This window comes from Chitinophagales bacterium (assembly GCA_041392475.1).
Taxonomy (GTDB): domain Bacteria; phylum Bacteroidota; class Bacteroidia; order Chitinophagales; family UBA2359; genus JAUHXA01.
This window is the reverse complement of sequence record JAWKLZ010000001.1, coordinates 1,153,455-1,167,657: the sequence shown is the minus strand read 5'-3', so window position 1 is coordinate 1,167,657 and position 14,203 is coordinate 1,153,455. Positions and strand designations below refer to the sequence as shown.

Genomic DNA, 14,203 nt, shown 5'->3' with positions numbered 1-14,203 from the left:
TTGTAAGTTTTGCCTAATTCACCCTATTTTCACTTTTATTTTTGGTATTCACTTCAATATCTTCATTATGCTGCAAAACTACTTCAAGACCGCTTTCCGCAATTTAATGCGAAACAAAATATTCGCCCTGATCAATATATTGGGTTTGGCGATGGGAATGACCTGTTGCTTTTTGATTGTTTTGTTTGTCAAAGATGAATTGAGTTATGACCAATTTCAGGAGAAATTTGAGCGCATCTATCGGGTCAAATACCAGCCGAAATTTGCAGGGGATGGAATGGAATTGGCACGCACTCCACCACCTCTTTCACCGCTTTTGACTGACTATTTCCCAGAAATCGAACAGACAACTCGGTTCTATTTGCGAAGTGCAAGCATTGAAGTGCCTTCCTCCAATGGCGGTGAAAACAAGCAATATGAAGAAGATAGGGTCTTTTTTGCAGATTCTACTTTGACCGATATCTTTACATTTCATTTTCTCAAAGGCAATCCCAAAACTGCCTTGAATGCCCCTTTTTCAATTGTTATTGCAGCATCAATTGCAGAAAAATACTTTGGGGAAAGTAATCCGATGGGCAAAACTATTTTGATGAGTGGTCAATATGCTTTCAAAGTAACGGGTGTTTTTGAAGATTATCCCAATAATTCACATGTTCACTTCGAGTTAGTTGCGCCCTTTGAGAACATGTTTGACATTGAAAATGAAGCTATCCGTGCAAACATGAAGGACAACCTCAGCAAAAATTGGGTTATTTCGCATCTTTATACCTATGTCTTGCTTAAAGACAATCAATCTCCTGAAAGTGTAGATGCTAAAATGCCTCAATTACTGCAAATACATGGCAATGAGAAAGTGAGGGACAAACAAGCGTTTGTTTTGCAGCCATTGAAGGAGATACAACTGCAATCGGGTATTGGTTTGGAAATTGAGCCTGTGGGAAGTATGCGGAATATTTACCTGTTCAGTATCATTGCTTTATTGACCTTATTGATTGCTTGTATCAATTTTGTAAATCTTTCTACGGCAGCTTCTTTGAAAAGAGCAACCGAGGTGGGCATCCGAAAAGTGGTGGGTGCAAATAAAGGAAATTTGATTGGGCAGTTTTTGAGTGAATCGCTGCTGCTGAGTTTTTTCGCCTTTATTGTTTCGCTTTTGCTGCTCGAATTCACCTTGCCAATATTGAATGATTTGACAGCTAAATCGCTGCAATTTAATCCATTGCAGCACTGGCAAGAAATCTTGATTTTTATTGGTATTTTTTTGGGAGTAGGTATTTTGGCTGGCAGTTATCCCGCTTTTTTTGTTACCCGATTTCAGGCGGCGAGTATATTGAAGGGAACAGGTTATCAAAGTATTCCGAAAGGAGTTGCTTTGCGAAAAGTGTTGATTACCACTCAATTTTTCGTTACTATTGCACTCATTGCGGCTACTTTAGTGGTGTATCAACAATGGCAGTTTATGCGAAATCAACCGATGGGCTTTGCTCAGGATCAAGTGCTTACGGTGCGTTTGTTCAGCCAAAACATGAACACGATTTTTGGAGGGGTGACGGGTGAATTGCGTGCCAAAATGAATGCGTTTGAAGAAAGCCTGCAAGAAAATCCACATATTTTGGGCAGTACACTTTCTTCGGCATTGCCAGGCATGGGTTCGGTTCGTCGAAATGTGACGACCGATTCTATCAAAGCAGAGGATAATATGTATATTGGTTCTATGGCAGTTGATTACGATTTTGCAGCTACCTATGACTTGCAAATCATTGAAGGTAGAGATTTTGACAAATCCTTTGGAACTGACCATCTAAATGCTTTCATTATCAATGAGAAAGCTGTTGAAACTTTGGGGTGGAAAAATGCTATTGAAGCAATAGGAAAGAACATCAATATGGAAGGAAAACAGGGGACGGTTGTGGGTGTGATGAAAGATTTTCACTATACAAGTCTGACACAACCCATTGAAGCCATGACTATTCAGGTCAATGCAGGCACATTTACTACTTTTTCGATTCGGATTCAAAATACAGAGATTCCTGAAACGGTAGATTTCATTCGCCAAAAATGGGGAACATTTTTTCCTGAAAAGGTAATGGATTATGCGTTTTTGGACAGTCAAATTGAGGATTTATATACCACAGAAAGTCATCTAAGTCAAATCGTTGGCTACTTTTCTTTCTTGGCAATTTTGATTTCTTGCTTTGGGTTATATGGTTTGGTGATGTATGCGGCGCTTCAAAAAAAGAAGGAAATTGGCATCCGAAAAGTATTGGGGGCTACTGTTCCAAATATCTTGTCTTTACTTTCTAAGGATTTCCTTCAATTGATTGCTTTGGCGAGTGTATTAGCGATTCCTTTGGTGTTTTATGCCATGAATCATTGGTTGCAGGATTATGCCTATCGAATTGAACTGTCTTGGCTATTGTTTGTGCTTCCTGTTGTTGTCGTCTTATTGATTGCTTTGGTCACGCTTGGTTTTCAAACAGTTCAGTCGGCCTTGGCGAATCCTGTGGAGGCTTTGCGGAATGAATAGGCGAAAATTGAAGTCATTTAGCACCTATTCAAAAACATATACTTCTGCACAGTATTGTTTGCTGCAATCGGTAAGAGAATTGGTTGCTGTTACACAAAAGCGATACATTCCTTCTTTGCTGTATTCATGTGTTGGATTGATTTCTTCTGATTGAACTTGATCACCAAAATCCCATTGAAGTTGATTGTAATCCCCCATTGAAGCATTGTTGAACTGCACACGTAGATTTTCTACTGCATATTCGAAGGCTACTTCAATTTGACACTCGGTTTCGTTATTGGTTTTGGGAGTATTGTTGGTCAATGCAATTGAAGAAAGACTACAGAGGAAAAGGGCAATTGTGAATTTGGTTATTGAGTATTTCATTGTATTTGTGGATTGAGTACGGATAAGTATCATTTGCCAAACCTTGTGCCAAAATTCACTTGAATTTGAAGAATGAGATAAAAATGACAATATTATGACGTGTTGATTATTTATGCCTTTAATTGAACAATTCCAATTGAATTATTATACAAATATCTTCGTGCCTATTCATTTATTTTCTTTTTTATTGCATCAAGTTAAAGCGACAAAAAAATCTACAACAAAATAATAACCAAATAGTTAGTCATTGATTCTTAAATCAAAATCTTTTTCCATGACACTAAAATGACTTTTCTGCAACATTTTTTTGAAACCCTCCGTACAACTAAGCAGAAACAACGCAAAACATTTTTAAAGCCCAATAGTCATGAAAAATTTCATCTTCCATATCATCACAACTTTCACCTTAGCTCTTTTTATCACAATTACTACTTTCGCAAGTGTAGGTATTAACAATACAACGGAGGAAATCATTGACTTAAACATGGTTGCCGAAACAAGCAGCGCATTTTTGGACAAAGCACCGATTTATGACAAAGAAGTGTGTGATTTGGATATGTTGTTTGATTTAGAAATTGAAGGTTTGACTGTTAGTTTCACAAACAAAGCAGTAGGTGAATTTTCGAGAGTAGAATGGACTTTTGGCGACGGTGCTACGGCAGATTTAACTGATGCCGCACATACCTACGAAAAAGCAGGCATTTATTACTTCACTGCCATCATTCACAATCCTGAAACTGGCTGCGTTGATTTTGTAGGTGGCAATTACTACATCCAAAGCAATAAATTGCAGAAAGTAACCCAAGAAGATGTTAATAGTACAAAAGTTGTGAATCTGTTTGAGTAAGATTTGCGCCCTACTGGAAAAATTAAAAATTTAATCCACCTTTTTTAATAAAATTGCAATTTTTTGACTCTCATCAATATCAACGAATTCTTTTTTGATAAGTCGTGTGGTGATACTGAGGATTCGGGATAAATAGTGGTAGGTGCTTTGGGTTGCCAACTCCATTATACATAGTATTTTGTGTTTAATTTCTCACCTAATTTCAGTATATCTTCCATTCTTGCAATTGAAGCAATCCAATATTCTGGAATTCCTTTTTGTCCATAATAAATTCCAGCGAGACCTCCTGCTATTGCAGCAGAGGTATCAGTATCATGTCCAATATTTATTATCGACAATATTATTTCTTTATATGAGTTTTTATTCAGAAAAAACCATATACTCGATTCGAGAACTTCAATTACATATCCTCCTGATTTCAAGTCATCTATTTCCACTTCTCTTATGTCTTGCTGAACTACTCTTTTGAAGTGTTGTCTTTCTATTTCTGAAAAACCCATTTCTTCCCAAAATCTTGATATGTCATTCCTCATTTCTGAATAGGCAATTTCTTTGTCTTTTCCTTCAAGTAATTTTTCTGCTAACTTCAAATATATTAAGCAACTCATTGCTGCCCTTATATGTCTGTGAGTTAATGCAGATATTTCCCATATGACTTCAAATTGTTCTTTAATTGGTTTAAGTTTCGCATCGCCACTTAAAAAAGTAAGCATTTGTTAGTTAATTGTTTTTATGTTTTAATATAAGATATTTATAGATGTTGATAGATTATAAATAATTGTAAATAAGCCACTTAGTTATGTTTTTCCATTTAGGTTCTAAACAAATGCTTATCTCCTATTCATCTTGTACTTTAAGCTGCACCATACCCGAAAATAATTGCCTGAAATCGTTGTCATGAATAATTAACTGCAAGACCAGTTCCATATCACATTCTATCTTTTGAACCAATCGTGTGAGAATAGAAATCATGATTTGCCACAGCCTTTGAGCAATCGTTGCTTGAATATATTGGTCTCTGATAGCTCTGAATAAGCCGCCAATCGTTTCATAATCTGAAAAGCGTTTATGCAAACTCAACATAACATATTGAATCAAAGTTAAAGTGGTATGAGCAATATGAGCATCAAAATCTCTGGAAGCACATTTTTGAATACCTAAAAGTTGCTTTACTTCTTTGAAAAAGACCTCAATAGACCATCGAATAGCATAGATTTCCATAGCCTGAGTAAAACGAAGGCTTGTTTGGGTAGTCAGTAAAAGTCTCCATTTGCTTCGTTTAGTATACCTAACAAAAAACAACTTGACTTCCATACCTTTATAATCCACCACCACGGTATAATAATAACACCCAAGTAGGCGGCATCTTTTGGGCTTACGTTTATGAACTTTTCGCAATGTTTTTAAAATCTGCCCAGCTGACATTTCTTTGGATAAATAGTTGTATTTGGCATTGCCCATTTTACAAGCAGCCACTATGTGAATGACTCCTTGTCGAAGTAAACGGATAGCCTTCAATGTTTTTTCGCAGCAGAACCAAGCATCAAACAACACATAATCAGGTACATATCCATGTTTCAATGCTCTTTTTATCATGCTGATTAGTTGGCTATTCTTATCCCTATCCAATTCCTTAAACCGTTCATAACCTGCCGATAATTTAGCTCTAATTTTACGATATTGTTTTTTGAGCGCCCTAACAGGTAAACCAAAACGATAGCGTTGGCGATTTTGCCCTTCTCGGTGCAAGGAAAAATCTAAAGGTCGAAAGTTGATTCCATCAAAATAGCCTAAGACCAAGAGTTTGAAGCCCAAAACAGTACATTTGAGAGAATGGTCATGAACTTTACTGATACCTTCGATGGTTTTGCCTGTATGGTTCACTGGGCTATCATCAGCAGTCAAACACTTGTACTTCGGTTTCATCCCTTTTCTTTCCTCCTCACTCAATTTCACCATATGTTTGTCAGCCAGCTCATTATAGCGTTTATTAAATCGGTATAGAAGCTTACGCCAATTTATCCATTCATTGTTTTTTAAACGATACAAACAATCTTTTGCTCCTTCAAAAACATGACTGTAAGCACCATTCGAGAATCCATGAATACTATCGACTCCCAAAAAAGGAAGCAGCAGCAGTGTGAGCATTAGCACAGAAATAGGATAACCTTGGGTTTTGAGTAAGTCTAAGGGATAGCACAAGCTTTTCAATTGAAAGGGTTCATAAGCTCGGGCTAAAGCATCTACAATATTATTTTTTTTCAGTAGGCTTTTAATTTCGTGTACTTTTTGTATCTTGCAATCAGGCAGCATAATTTTTGTATTTTGTTTATAGTGAATCAAATATACATATTTTATGCTGTTTTTCCTCTTTAACAAACAAGTTAATTTTCTTCAAAACACTTTGTATGTAAATAAATTATAAATATTTATTTACAGTAATTATAGTGACGGAAAAGTGCTTTCCTTAAATGGAATTCGAGATTTAGGAGAGTAATTTACAAAGATTTAGCTCATTTAAGCCGATTGTATATAATTGTTTTAAGCCTCTTTTTCAGTAAAAAAGTAGGTGCGAAACTTAAGTAATTGGTTTTCCTTTTATATAAAAAAGTAAAGGAATTATTCGCATTAATGAGCCATTGCCGTTATCATACTCATTTCCATGATACTTTTGCTTTTTTAATTCCTCTATATCACCATCTTCTATTAACTTCTCCAATCTTGAAATCGCTTTTGCTGTTGTCATTCCAATATCAAATACCTTTCCTCTTGCAGACCAATACGCTTCATTTTTCCATCTAATGAATTTTTTTGAAACATCTTCTAAATCATATCCATTGATTAAGGATTCTGCTAAACAAAAAGTCAATGAACTATCATCAGACCAAGTTCCTTTTGGTAGATTGTAAGTTCCATATCCAATCATTCCCTTGGCTGGATTGGATTTCATTTTATCTTTTGAACTAAATTCAAATGGAACGCCAACGGCATCGCCTATAGCAACTCCTAATAATGCATCTATTACTTTATTTGATTCCATTTGTTTTCGTTGTTGTGTCTAACGGTAGTCTATGAAAAAAATTAGCTTTTACACCTTAAATATACCCGATTGTTGAAAAATATCGACGACAGGGCATCACAAAAGTGCAAAAGATGTGGTAAATGGGGAGTCTTAGCAAGCCTTTTAGTAACAAAAAACGCTAAAAAATACGAAAGGAACTGCTCCGATAAATCGGAATCACAGACTTGTGGCGAAAACAGCTTAGTGCTGTTGTTAAATTCTCTTGTCGTTATTTAATAGTTTGATTAAGAATATATTGAATGAATTTATGTTGCACACTACTTACTTAATTCAGTGCTATTATTATCTATTTTAGATTTTTTTAAGCCAATTAGTAATTACGTTTAAATAATCGTGTGTTAATAATTGAAAATAAGGAAATTCTTTATCTAAATACATCATTGAATGTGTAGTGTTTTCAAAAGTCAAAATCTCGTAATTTTTTGATTTAGATTTTTTTAAAGCATTTTCTATTACCCTATAACTATCTTCAGGTATTATTTTATCCGATAGCCCTTGAATTACTAATATAGGCTGACTGATTTTTTTAAAATAAGGCAATCCACTAAAGTTTAACTTGTAATCTTTTTGAATATTTTCGTCAGGAATCCAAATATATTTAAACCAAAACTGATTCATATATTTAGTTTTAATTGAATTTAATTTTTTGTAGCTTAAATTATTTGCCAAATAATCATATCCTGCTTTTTGAATTTTTGCAGCTACATCTATATTTTCTTGACCAATTTGAGAGGTATTTGAATTTTTCCAATTGTTTAAATCACTCTCTAAAAGTGTTCCTCTTGGGCAACTTATTGAAATTCCAAATTTGAGTTCAGGTATTTTTGACAATATATATGGTATTTTTATACCGCCTTGACTACTTCCTTTTATTCCAATTTCAGAGAGCGGAAGCATTGCAGCTTTTGCAAAAAAGGCAATAGCATTCATATCGTCTGAACACAGTTCTTCTATGGTTGCCGATTGCCATTCGCCTTCTGATTTTCCCGTACCTCTTTTATCATAATTAAAAACGGTATAACCTAAATTAGTGAAATATGAGGCTTCTGCGTTGGTTCCACTTCGGTCATTACCTTGAGAAGAGGTCACGAAAAACAAACCCTTATTGATTGGATTTTTCGGTTTCCATAATGTGCCATAAAGCTTAATATTATTTGAAGTGAAGGTTAATTCCTGTTTTTCAATTATTTCAGATACTGTTGTGTTTTCTCGAATCAAGTTGGTTTCAAAGGTGTTTAATAATTGTTCTGTTTCATTTGAAGAAACTTTTAGTTGTCCTTTGAAATCTTTACCATGCAGTAAGAACTTATATTCATAAGTATAATAATCACTAATCACATAAAACTTCAGCGAATCTTTGTCAAAAGTTGTGTTTTGACAAGGTATTTCATAAGCATTCATCTCTATACTTGAAAAAAATGCCGTTGTCTGTTTTTCTATTTCTGTAAGCTTTATATGATAGTTAAAGATTGTTTGTTCATAAGCAATACTGCCTGTAAAGGACTGTGCCTTTAGTGTTATCGTAAAAAACATAATTGCTAAAATTCCAAAATACTTCATTGTTTTTTGATTTTTTTTTAGATGGCATAAAATAGGGGATTTATGCTTCGTGGTGTATTTAGTAGACGAGTCTTTCTGTCTCAATTAATATTTATTTGAAGGGAGAAAACTTCTCAAAAACCTACTTTTAGCTATTGTTTTTATACAGTTTGAGTAGTTTTTATTGCAATTTCACTAGCAATCTTACTGAGTTTAAAAATAAGTCTGCATTGTTACAATCGGGGTCATGAATAGTGATAGGAATCTTCTCACCATCAATAAGTAAATCTAAACTTCTAAAAATGCCTTGGTCCGTGCATACGATAACTCTACCTTCTCCAAAATCAAAACCAATTATTCCAGTGTATGAATCAGAACTTTCTTTAATGTCTATGCTTCCATCATAGCAAGGAGTGAAATTAATTGTATTCTTTGGAAAGGGCAGAATATTGTCTTCAGGGTTTCTAAATATAGCTGCTCCGCATAAAAATTTTATTGTGTCTGGTGGTGCAATGTTGTTTGAAAATCTTGAAGCTAAAACAGGATGGTTAAACCTTTATAGAAATACTTGGTAATAGCAATGGTCTCAGCATCGCTTAAAGGTGATTTATACATCACCTCTTTTTCTTTTCCATTTTCCAACATAATTTTATTATTTGGCATATCATGTAAAATAAGCTTGTATAGGGGATGTTATAAATACTGGGTATCTATGTGCTTCTACACTCTATTATAGGCAAAGGCTATGCCATTTAAGTAAGTGTTTGATAGACAGTAGTATGTACTGAAATTTATAGCTTTGATGAAAAGCAACTGTTTCAGAGTGGAACAGTTTTGTGTCTCAGAGTGGAACAGTATTTTGGGAAGAAAAAATTTTCAACAGCATGATAAAAATCCAAGGTATAGATGATTTTCTTGGGTTTAATACCCGCATATTAGCAACTTGAAACCCATATTTTTGACTTGAATGACTTAATTCAACGAATCAAAGAAGGACTGCCAGACCAAAATATTGCAGAATGCCCAATTATGATTCAATACTTTATGAAAGAAGCTGAATTCTCAATTATTCGTGGGTAGTAGTATAGTCGAGATTAATAAGTAGCTAATCAAAATTATTTGTACATTTCAAAAATCACAAAATGTTTATTATTAAATTCTTGTGAAGATTTTAATATCCTTTTAAATCTGGTTAGGTACTTATTATTTAGTTTATATTTATACAATAGAAATATATGTATTAGATTATGTGAACCAAGTAATTGATATTCCCATACATCAAAACTCCTCACCTCTCAAAGCTATAAAAACAAGCCCAAATAACAAAGTTTTTCCCGCTCAAAATAAACAGTTTGGATGGAAGAATTTGAAGAAAAAAAAGGCTTGCAGAATCCAAATTCTACAAGCCTCACAAAAAATAGTATTTTGAGTCTCAATTATCTCAATCCACCTTCTTCTCCAAGACCAAAACCACCTTATTGAAGTCAGCCGCCGCATTGATGACCTTGCGGAAATCTTCATACGTTTCTTTCGGCAAAGAAATCGTGTGATAGAATTCATCCGCATTGATAGTCACCGTATTTCCTTCAATCGTATAATCCGATTCAAAACCATTCACCTTTTCGCCATCAATCTCGACATAGGTATTGATTTTGGCATCCTCCAAACCTTCCACCGTATAACCCTCTGGAATCTCAAAAGAAATAGAACGGTCGTAGTAGGTAGGATACTGCATTTCGATGGCATTTTGGCGTTCATGCTCCTGATAGAGTTCGACTTGTGAGCCAATTACCTCACCCAAACGGAACAAGTAACTATTGCCCGCTTTTTCGACCAAAGAACTCACATCCAATTCAGTGTCCGACTCAAAGGTTTTGCCGCCTTTGGCATTATCCGCCAAGTCTTCATTTTTCACCGCAAGATTCAGCATTTTTGCACCTTCCAAACCCGACAACACCCGACTTTTCATGAAGTTTTCGTCGTATTTGTGGATGGTGCGAAACTCCGACGCACGGTAGCCCGTCCACGCATTGAAGACATTCATTTTGGCATTGAAGTCCTTGTCGAAGGTAATGTGTGCATCTATTTTATTGACGCTTTTATCAGCTCCTGGCATCGAGATATAGCGCACTTCTGGAGAAGGGTTTTCACCCAATTTGAAGAACAAACCATAGTTTTCCGCCATTTGATAAGGTGCATAACCATAGCGGTATTGAATCATCGGTGCAGTTACATAGCTATCATATTTTGGAAAGTAAAAAATGATGTCTGTGAGGTTGGTCCAACTCGTGAAGTCTTTGTCAAATTTAGACTGAAACCGATTGCTGGTCAGCACTACTTCAAAATCAATCTCTGCCACCTGCAAAAAGGCCGCAAAAAGGCGGTTCAATCCAAACTCACTTGCAAATTTATTGACCAAAATTTTCTCCACTTGACCGTATTCCGCTCCCGCATTCGCCTCCAAAGAAAAATTGTCTTTCACATAGTTTTCGATGGTTTTGATTTTTTGCTCTTCACCCATTTTTTTCACTTTCAGTGCTTTCAGTTCTTTTTTCAGCATCTCGGTAGCCTCCTCAGAGTCATTTACCAAGATACTTCCAAAATACTGCGCTGCTTCTGTCCACGAATACAATTCTTTTTTCTTCAGTCCTGCATTGTTGTAAGACAACTTGTAATCTACCTTCATCAAGTTGGATTCATAGGTTGCATAGTCTTCTTCCAAAAGTGCGGGAATGTCTTTGACAGTTGCCTTAATCGTGCGGGTTTCTTCGCCCTCGGTTTCGGTCAATTTCGGGAAACCATTGTAGGATTGGGTTTCAAAAACCAAATTAGAAGGAGAAATGAGCTTGAACACAACTTCTTTTACTTCTACATCTGACTGAAATACAATCCTGCCAAAAGGTTCTCTCACATCTTGTTTGGTTGTGTAGATGTATTCAATTTCACCTCCTTTTTCTACCCCTTCAATGGCAAAAATTTTGAAAGCACCGTAGGTTTCTACATCCTTCAATTCCTTGATATTGTCACGGTTCAGTTCCGTAATCTTACCATCTGGTGAAATCGCCCGAGCTTTTAGAACGGTGAAATCTTCCACATCCCGCATTGACACAAACACCTTATTGTAAGCTTCAATGGCTTTGTCTTCGTTCACCTTCACGATTTTGTGTTTGGTTTCAAAGAGGTTTAGATCGCCTAAATCGGTGTACACAAATTCCAAAATGCGCACATCTTTTAGGATAATGGCCGATTTTTGCATATCTGCTTCTGAAAATGCGTGCAATTCAGGAGTTTCTGCCCAATCGTAGTCTTGATGGGTATATTTTTGCGCCATTGCAGAAAAAGTAAGAAACAATAGCACAAAAGGGAAAATGATTTTTTTGAACATGGTTTTCATCTATTATTGAATTGATATATTTTAATTTACTACTTACAATAGTTCAGGTAGTTTATATTAAACGCAGAGACAGAGAGGCGCAGAGGTTTGATTATCAAATAGTTATGACAATATGTCTTTTTTGTAATTAACTGACTATCAATTTATTAGAAAAAAACTATGGACTATTAACTTAGTCAGTAACCACTGAAGTCTTGCGCTTGTTCCATTGGCAAGACTTTAAATTTTCTTACCCAACATCAAGTGCGGTTTTGAATTTGATACTTGAGTTTGAATTTTATGGTACTAGCTTCGCCAGATTAGGAACACTTCAGAAATAAATTTACAAAGTTCATTTCATAAATAGCTGATTGTAAAGTGCATTTTAATTTGCCTTACCCATTATCCTTCATATTCTTCAATACTACCACATCTTGATAGGCCTTTGAAATGGCATCAATCATTTTGTTCCATTCCTCAAACTTGCTTTTTTTGAGCATCAAGTGATTGATATATACTTCAGAATGTAGGGTAATCATATTGTCCTTTTGTTCATATCGAATGTCAAAACCAAACTCTTCATCTTGAAAACTACTCGCTTCTGGCAAATATTCAACCGTATAACCGTCAGGGATATTCAGTTGATAAGTAGCGCGTTCTATTTGTTTGAAGTCCCGTTCTTTGTCCAGTTTTCGTTTTTCCAAGTCAATATCTTGGTCGCTATACTTGCGGTTCAGATTGAGATTCACATACAGTTTGTCACCTGCTTTTTTGACGTAATCAGGTATCTTAAAGTCATACTTTAGATCAATATTATCGTTTCGACTGTAAAAACCACTTTCTTCAATCTTGGTGATTTCAAACTTATTCGTTCCTTTTTGGAGATAAGCGTTGAAAAATTTGTCACTCGATCCATCAGCCTCAGCTCTCAATCGTGCATATTCTGCAAATATTTTTTTGTAACCAATGTACTTCGAATCCGCCGAACCTTTTAGATCCTTTCCTTCAATGCTCACTTCTACCGTTTCTGAAAGTACGTTTTTCTCTTTCGGAATGATAGGTACTTTGATAATCTTGAAGTTATCAGCATCAATGCCGATGAGAGCTTCCTTACCTTGAATCATGGAAGTAGGATAGCCAAAAGACAAATATTCACCCGTTGCATCCAAAAACACCATTTCTCCGTTCAGTTCTATCGCTGCAATCATGTGGTTGTCTGCAATAGGAGTTGGTACATCGTAGTAAGAATAAGGCTTGTCACGAGAGCCAATCCAAGTATGGTAGGCTTTCAAGCCTGCAATATCCAACATTTTCACCAAAATATTGCTCATGTCTTTGCAGTCACCGTATTTTTTGGTGCAAACATCTCCTGCACCTCTTGGAATAAAACCGCCCAAACCATCTTCAAAAGCTACATATTTGATATTACTTTGCACCCATTGAAAAATCTTTTTCACCTTTTCTTCCTCCGTTTCTGTTCCGTCCATAAGTCCATTCACCACTTTCTGCAATTGAGTATCTTCTCCATTATCGGTTTGGGTCACCAAATAGTTGTACCATTTGTACAAACCCGAAACATCTGTAATAATTTCTTCTGTTTGGTCAGCATACGTTCCACTTTTGATATAAACTACTACATGAGGTGCATAATAGCTTGTACTCGGTGCATTATCCTCACGCTCCAGTTTTGGAAGATTTTTTGCCGTCCAAGTGTAATGCCTTATGTCTCCTTTCTTGTGCTCTGCAAAATGTATGTTTTCGGTGTTTTCTCCCAATACCTTATAGGTGATTTCTATATTTTCGGGTACACTTACGGTGAAGGAGGAAGAAAGTACAGGGATATAGGAACTAAAGAAAAATGCACCCAAAAGTCGAGGCTCATCCGTTTCTTCGGTATAAGAAACCGACGTAATTGCTCCTTCTTTCACGGCTGGAAAGGTGAATACTTTTTCTTTGTGGTCAGAATAGAAAATACCGCCCATCATCACATCTTTGGTATCTATCTTTTCTACGGGAACTTCGTTGTAAAGTGTCTTTTTACCTTTAGCATAAGGCACTTTTGTATAGGCTTTTAAATCCTTAATGTCTTCAAAACTGGTGTAGTAAATAGACTTTTGCGAAAACATCTGTCCTACGTTTTCAAGGTAGAACATTTCCTCACTTATATGACGTTGAATATTCCATTTATCTACTCCATAGTTTATTTCAAGCGTTTCATGTTGTTTCAAAAACACTGCTTTTGCATCGGGGAATTGATGCTTGATGGCTTCTTCACTAGGCTCTTGAGCAAGCATGTTGGCTGCAAAGAAAAAACAGAAAGCCATTGAAAATAAATAACTTACCTCATAAAAGGTTTTGGAAATTTTCTTTTGCTTAGTCATGTATTGAAGTTTAAAAATAGCGTATTAGGTGATGAAAATAATAGTAGTTTGTAGGTTTTCCTCTTATGATTTATTAGATGCTAATGTG

The 14,203-nt window shown here is 35.6% G+C and carries 9 protein-coding genes; 2 read left to right on the top strand and 7 right to left on the bottom strand.

Annotation, left to right across the window (positions count from 1 at the left end; translation table 11 throughout):
• The first annotated feature begins 67 nt into the window (after positions 1-67).
• A complete protein-coding gene (locus R3E32_04270; GenBank protein ID MEZ4883934.1) occupies positions 68-2,527 on the top strand; it encodes an ABC transporter permease in 2,460 nt (819 codons plus the stop codon).
• A gap of 24 nt (positions 2,528-2,551) precedes the next feature.
• Here the strand turns inward: R3E32_04270 and R3E32_04265 are convergent, their stop codons facing one another.
• Positions 2,552-2,893: a PKD domain-containing protein gene (locus R3E32_04265; GenBank protein ID MEZ4883933.1), complete on the bottom strand. Its 342-nt coding sequence runs from the start codon at positions 2,891-2,893 to the stop codon at positions 2,552-2,554.
• Between the two features lie 367 nt (positions 2,894-3,260).
• On the opposite strand from R3E32_04265, the gene R3E32_04260 reads away from it, so the two are divergent.
• On the top strand, positions 3,261-3,740 hold the full coding sequence (locus tag R3E32_04260) for a PKD domain-containing protein (GenBank protein ID MEZ4883932.1): 480 nt from the start codon (positions 3,261-3,263) through the stop codon (positions 3,738-3,740).
• Between the two features lie 164 nt (positions 3,741-3,904).
• Here the strand turns inward: R3E32_04260 and R3E32_04255 are convergent, their stop codons facing one another.
• The 6 genes from R3E32_04255 to R3E32_04230 all read right to left on the bottom strand — a co-directional run bounded on the left by R3E32_04255 (position 3,905) and on the right by R3E32_04230 (position 14,115).
• Positions 3,905-4,453 carry an ADP-ribosylglycohydrolase family protein gene (locus R3E32_04255; protein ID MEZ4883931.1) on the bottom strand — a complete coding sequence of 183 codons (549 nt, stop codon included), beginning with the start codon at positions 4,451-4,453 and terminating at the stop codon, positions 3,905-3,907.
• Between the two features lie 124 nt (positions 4,454-4,577).
• On the bottom strand, positions 4,578-6,053 hold the full coding sequence (locus tag R3E32_04250) for a transposase (GenBank protein ID MEZ4883930.1): 1,476 nt from the start codon (positions 6,051-6,053) through the stop codon (positions 4,578-4,580).
• A gap of 265 nt (positions 6,054-6,318) precedes the next feature.
• A complete protein-coding gene (locus R3E32_04245) occupies positions 6,319-6,780 on the bottom strand; it encodes an ADP-ribosylglycohydrolase family protein (protein ID MEZ4883929.1) in 462 nt (153 codons plus the stop codon).
• A gap of 333 nt (positions 6,781-7,113) precedes the next feature.
• On the bottom strand, positions 7,114-8,382 hold the full coding sequence (locus R3E32_04240; protein MEZ4883928.1) for a prolyl oligopeptidase family serine peptidase: 1,269 nt from the start codon (positions 8,380-8,382) through the stop codon (positions 7,114-7,116).
• Between the two features lie 1,420 nt (positions 8,383-9,802).
• On the bottom strand, positions 9,803-11,755 hold the full coding sequence (locus R3E32_04235) for a DUF3857 domain-containing protein (GenBank protein ID MEZ4883927.1): 1,953 nt from the start codon (positions 11,753-11,755) through the stop codon (positions 9,803-9,805).
• A gap of 374 nt (positions 11,756-12,129) precedes the next feature.
• Entirely contained in the window at positions 12,130-14,115 is a 1,986-nt protein-coding gene (locus R3E32_04230; GenBank protein MEZ4883926.1) for a DUF3857 and transglutaminase domain-containing protein, read from the bottom strand.
• Positions 14,116-14,203: the final 88 nt, after the last annotated feature.

What these genes read in the sequence shown, in the direction of transcription:
- R3E32_04270 (MEZ4883934.1), top strand. Translation starts at nt 68, where the DNA reads ATGCTGCAAAACTACTTCAAGACCGCTTTCCGCAATTTAATGCGAAAC.
- R3E32_04265 (MEZ4883933.1), bottom strand. Translation starts at nt 2,893, where the DNA reads ATGAAATACTCAATAACCAAATTCACAATTGCCCTTTTCCTCTGTAGT.
- R3E32_04260 (MEZ4883932.1), top strand. Translation starts at nt 3,261, where the DNA reads ATGAAAAATTTCATCTTCCATATCATCACAACTTTCACCTTAGCTCTT.
- R3E32_04255 (MEZ4883931.1), bottom strand. Translation starts at nt 4,453, where the DNA reads ATGCTTACTTTTTTAAGTGGCGATGCGAAACTTAAACCAATTAAAGAA.
- R3E32_04250 (MEZ4883930.1), bottom strand. Translation starts at nt 6,053, where the DNA reads ATGCTGCCTGATTGCAAGATACAAAAAGTACACGAAATTAAAAGCCTA.
- R3E32_04245 (MEZ4883929.1), bottom strand. Translation starts at nt 6,780, where the DNA reads ATGGAATCAAATAAAGTAATAGATGCATTATTAGGAGTTGCTATAGGC.
- R3E32_04240 (MEZ4883928.1), bottom strand. Translation starts at nt 8,382, where the DNA reads ATGAAGTATTTTGGAATTTTAGCAATTATGTTTTTTACGATAACACTA.
- R3E32_04235 (MEZ4883927.1), bottom strand. Translation starts at nt 11,755, where the DNA reads ATGAAAACCATGTTCAAAAAAATCATTTTCCCTTTTGTGCTATTGTTT.
- R3E32_04230 (MEZ4883926.1), bottom strand. Translation starts at nt 14,115, where the DNA reads ATGACTAAGCAAAAGAAAATTTCCAAAACCTTTTATGAGGTAAGTTAT.